This window comes from Streptomyces torulosus (assembly GCF_001419765.1).
GTDB classification, from domain to species: domain Bacteria; phylum Actinomycetota; class Actinomycetes; order Streptomycetales; family Streptomycetaceae; genus Streptomyces; species Streptomyces torulosus.
Genome location: NZ_LIRK01000048.1, coordinates 1 through 4,152, shown reverse-complemented (window position 1 = coordinate 4,152; position 4,152 = coordinate 1). Strand labels below are relative to the sequence as shown.

At 71.4% G+C, this 4,152-nt stretch carries 5 protein-coding genes; 4 read left to right on the top strand and 1 reads right to left on the bottom strand.

The genetic code is table 11. The features are described from left to right. Positions 1-28: 28 nt before the first annotated feature. Positions 29-1,114 carry an ABC transporter permease gene (locus AOK23_RS04755; RefSeq protein ID WP_055711482.1) on the bottom strand — a complete coding sequence of 362 codons (1,086 nt, stop codon included), beginning with the start codon at positions 1,112-1,114 and terminating at the stop codon, positions 29-31. A gap of 165 nt (positions 1,115-1,279) precedes the next feature. Here AOK23_RS04755 and AOK23_RS04750 point away from each other — a divergent pair, with 165 nt between their 5' ends. The 4 genes from AOK23_RS04750 to AOK23_RS04735 all read left to right on the top strand — a co-directional run. Next, positions 1,280-1,909 carry a TetR/AcrR family transcriptional regulator gene (locus AOK23_RS04750; protein ID WP_055711481.1) on the top strand — a complete coding sequence of 210 codons (630 nt, stop codon included), beginning with the start codon at positions 1,280-1,282 and terminating at the stop codon, positions 1,907-1,909. Between the two features lie 150 nt (positions 1,910-2,059). Further along, the gene (locus AOK23_RS04745) at positions 2,060-2,362 is read left to right on the top strand and encodes an urease subunit gamma (protein WP_055711483.1); all 303 of its coding nucleotides are present in this window, start codon (positions 2,060-2,062) and stop codon (positions 2,360-2,362) included. A gap of 10 nt (positions 2,363-2,372) precedes the next feature. Beyond that, a complete protein-coding gene (locus tag AOK23_RS04740; protein WP_055711480.1) occupies positions 2,373-2,684 on the top strand; it encodes an urease subunit beta in 312 nt (103 codons plus the stop codon). Next, the coding region (locus tag AOK23_RS04735) for an urease subunit alpha (RefSeq protein ID WP_055711479.1) at positions 2,677-4,152 on the top strand (1,476 nt) is incomplete at its 3' end. The genes AOK23_RS04740 and AOK23_RS04735, both read left to right, overlap by 8 nt.

The window sequence follows — 4,152 nt, the reverse complement described above, 5'->3', positions numbered from 1 at the left end:
GTGGGTCCGGCTCCGGAGCCGCTCGCGGTCAGTGCGCGGGCGTGGGGGCCGGAGTGCGGCCGGTGGTGGGTGCGGCGGGCTGCGACGCGGCGGGCTTCTTCGACCGCTTGAGCAGCGGGCCCACGAGGACCGCGCCCAGGCCGAGTACGGCCCACCAGGTCAGGATGAGCGCCGGGCTGAGGGCGGCGGCGCCGTCGAAGAAGGAGACGGAGCGCAGCAGCGTCGCGCCCGCGCCCGGCGGCAGCCACTGACCGAGCGTCCCGGCGGGCTCGGGCAGCATCCGGGGTGCCGAGGCGGCACCCGAGAAGGAGTTGCCGAGGAACACGATCAGCAGCGCGCCCAGGCCGAGGCCCGCCCGGCCCAGCAGCGCGGCCAAGCCGGCCACGGTGGCGCCCACGGAGAGGGTGGTGAGGCTCAGTACGCCGGCCTCCGCCCACCAGTCACCGGTGAGCACGCCCAGCCAGGTGTGCGCCAGGGTCGCGGCGGCGAGGCCGACCAGGACGGCGGCCCCGGCCAGTGCGCCGGCCGCACGCGCCCCGCGCAGCCCGAGCAGCGTCACCACCGCGCCCGAGGCGGTACCGGCCAGCGCCAGCGGCAGCACACTCGAACCGAAGGCCGACCCGCGCGGGTCCTCCGCCGGGGTCGCCACCACATCGGTGACCTCCACCCGGGCGCCCTCCTGTGCGGCCTGCTCGCCCACCGCCTGCTGGAGCAACTGTGCGACCATCGGGCTCGCCGCCGACGCCGTCAGCAGCTTCGGCCCCGCCTCGGTGACGACGACCGCGCCGTACACGGTCCGGTCCTCGATCGCGTCCCGCGCGGCGGCCTCGTCGGCGTAACGGTGCACTTCGAAAGCGCCGTCCCGCTGCTCCAGGCGCTGCTCGACCTGCGCGGCGGCGGCCGCGGGCCCCGCCACACCGAGCGGTAGATCGCGCGGGGCGATGCGGGCGCTGGGCCAGGTGAAGGCCCAGAGCGCGAGGGCCGCGATGACGGGGATCAGCACGATGACCGCGACCATCCGGCGACTCGGCGGTATCACGTGCGCCCGGGAGTCGGCCGGAGCGGCCGGGGCGGTGGGCTCGGCCGCCGAGGGTGTGGTGGACGTGGCGGACATGGTTTCCCTCCATACCGATGGGGTGGGTGGGAGCGGTGGTGACCGGGTCTCGGTCGGCCGGGCTCCTGCCCTGCTAAAAAGAAGGAGCGTTCGTTTTTCTTGACTTCACCATGCTCGCCGGGGCGTGCCTTGTCAAGAAGGAACGTTCGTTTTACTTTTGACGGCATGCCTCGCGTATCGCAGGAGCGTCTAGACGCCCGCCGCCGCCAGATCCTCAACGCCGCGGCCCGCTGCTTCGCCCGCAACGGGTTCCACGCCACGTCGATGCAGGACGTACTGAAGGAGGCGGACCTCTCCGCCGGGGCCGTCTACCGCTACTTCAGCGGCAAGGAAGAGCTGATCGCCGCGATCGTCGCGGAGGTGATCAGTGAGATCCGGGGTGCCTTCCAGCAGGCCGCCGCCCAGCGCCCGCTGCCGTCCCCGGAGATCCTCATCGGCATGGTCATCCGGCAGATCCTCGGCAAGGAGCCGACGCTGGGGCCGAGTGGCGGGTCCCTCTACCCCCGGCTGATGGTGCAGGTGTGGGCCGAGACCCTCCGCAACCCGGAATTGCAGGACGTGCTCAACGACGGCTTCGCGCAGGTGCGGCAGCCGTGGATCGAGATCGTCGAGGCGTACCAGGACGCGGGGATGATGCGGGCCGACATCCCGGCGCTCAGCGTGGCGCGGACGTTGATCGCGCTCGCCCAGGGCTTCGCGGCCCAGTACGCGCTCTTCGGGGACGTACCGGTCCAGGTGGTCGAGCTGGGGCTGAAGGCTCTGATGAGCATGGAGGACCCGGCCACCCGTACCTGAGCCGAGCGCGTTCCGCGCCTGAGCCGGCGGTCGGTTAACGTCACCGAAACGCCGCCCAATTAGCCTGCGGCCACGCCACCTGCGATGTTGCGCGGTGGCGAGGCAACCGGACCCCGCACGGTCCGGAGCGAGGATGTGAGGTGGGACGCCGTGCAACTGACCCCGCACGAGCAGGAGAGGCTGCTGATCCATGTGGCGGCGGACGTGGCCGAGAAGCGCAGGGCCCGTGGCCTGAAGCTGAACCACCCCGAAGCTGTCGCCCTGATCACCGCGCACATCCTGGAAGGCGCGCGGGACGGCCGTACGGTGGCCGAACTCATGGCGTCCGGGCGGAAACTGCTCACCCGTGACGACGTGATGGAGGGCATTCCCGGGATGATTCACGACGTCCAGGTCGAGGCGACGTTCCCGGACGGCACCAAGCTCGTCACCGTCCACGACCCGATCGTCTGAGGGGGCTGCCGTGATTCCCGGAGAGATCCTCTTCGCCGAGGAACCGATCGTGTACAACGAGGGCCGTGAGGTCACCCGGCTGACCGTCCTCAACGCCGCCGACCGGCCCGTCCAGGTCGGCTCCCACTACCACTTCGCCGAGGCCAACCCCGGTCTGGAGTTCGACCGTGCCACCGCGCGCGGCAAGCGGCTGAACGTCGCCGCCGGTACCGCCGTACGGTTCGAGCCCGGCATCCCCGTCGACGTGGAACTCGTCCCGCTCACCGGCGCCCGTGTCGTGCCGGGACTGCGCGGGGAGACCGGAGGTGCCCTCGATGCCTGAGATCTCGCGTGCCGCATACGCCGACCTGTTCGGACCGACCACCGGTGACCGTATCCGGCTCGCCGACACCGATCTGCTCGTCGAGATCGAGGAGGACCGTTCCGGCGGCCCCGGACTCGCCGGTGACGAAGCCGTGTTCGGCGGTGGCAAGGTCATCCGCGAGTCCATGGGCCAAGCCCGCGCTACGCGCGCAGACGGCACCCCGGACACGGTCATCACCGGTGCGGTGATCATCGACCACTGGGGCATCGTCAAGGCCGACATCGGCATCCGCGACGGCCGGATCACCGGCATCGGCAAGGCGGGCAACCCCGACACCATGGACGGGGTCCACCCCGACCTCGTCATCGGGCCCGAGACGGAGATCATCGCGGGCAACGGGCGGATCGTGACCGCCGGTGCCATCGACGCACACGTCCACTTCATCTGCCCGCAGATCGCCGACGAGGCGCTGGCGTCCGGAGTGACCACCCTGGTCGGCGGCGGCACCGGACCGGCGGAGGGCTCCAAGGCCACCACGGTCACCCCCGGCCCCTGGCACCTGGCCCGGATGCTGGAGGCGATGGAGCAGTACCCGCTGAACATCGGCTTCCTCGGCAAGGGCAACACCGTCTCCCACGAGGCGATGCTGTCCCAGATCCGGGGCGGGGCGCTCGGTCTGAAGCTGCACGAGGACTGGGGCTCGACGCCCGCCGTCATCGACGCGTCCCTGACCGTCGCCGACCGGACCGGCATCCAGGTCGCCATCCACACGGACACCCTCAACGAGGCCGGGTTCGTCGGCGACACCCTGGCCGCCATCGCCGGACGGGGCATCCACGCGTACCACACCGAGGGCGCGGGCGGCGGGCACGCGCCCGACATCATGACCGTCGTCTCGCAGCCGCACGTGCTGCCCAGCTCCACCAACCCGACCCGGCCCTACACCGTCAACACCGCCGAGGAACACCTCGACATGCTGATGGTCTGCCACCACCTCAACGCCGCCGTGCCCGAGGACCTGGCCTTCGCGGAGTCCCGCATCCGGCCCTCGACCATCGGCGCCGAGGACATCCTCCACGACCTGGGCGCCATCTCGATCATCTCGTCCGACGCCCAGGCCATGGGCAGGGTCGGCGAGGTCATCCTGCGCACCTGGCAGACCGCGCACGTGATGAAGCGGCGCCGGGGCGCCCTGCCGGGTGACGACCGCGCCGACAACCACCGCGTACGCCGCTATGTCGCCAAGTACACGATCAACCCCGCGCTCGCGCAGGGCCTCGCCCGTGAGATCGGGTCCGTGGAGAGCGGCAAGCTCGCGGACCTGGTGGTGTGGGAGCCCGCGTTCTTCGGGGTGAAGCCACAACTCGTGATCAAGGGCGGGCAGATCGCGTACGCGCAGATGGGCGACGCCAACGCGTCCATCCCGACACCGCAGCCGATCCTCCCGCGCCCGATGTACGGGGCGATCGGGCGCGGGAGGATCGGC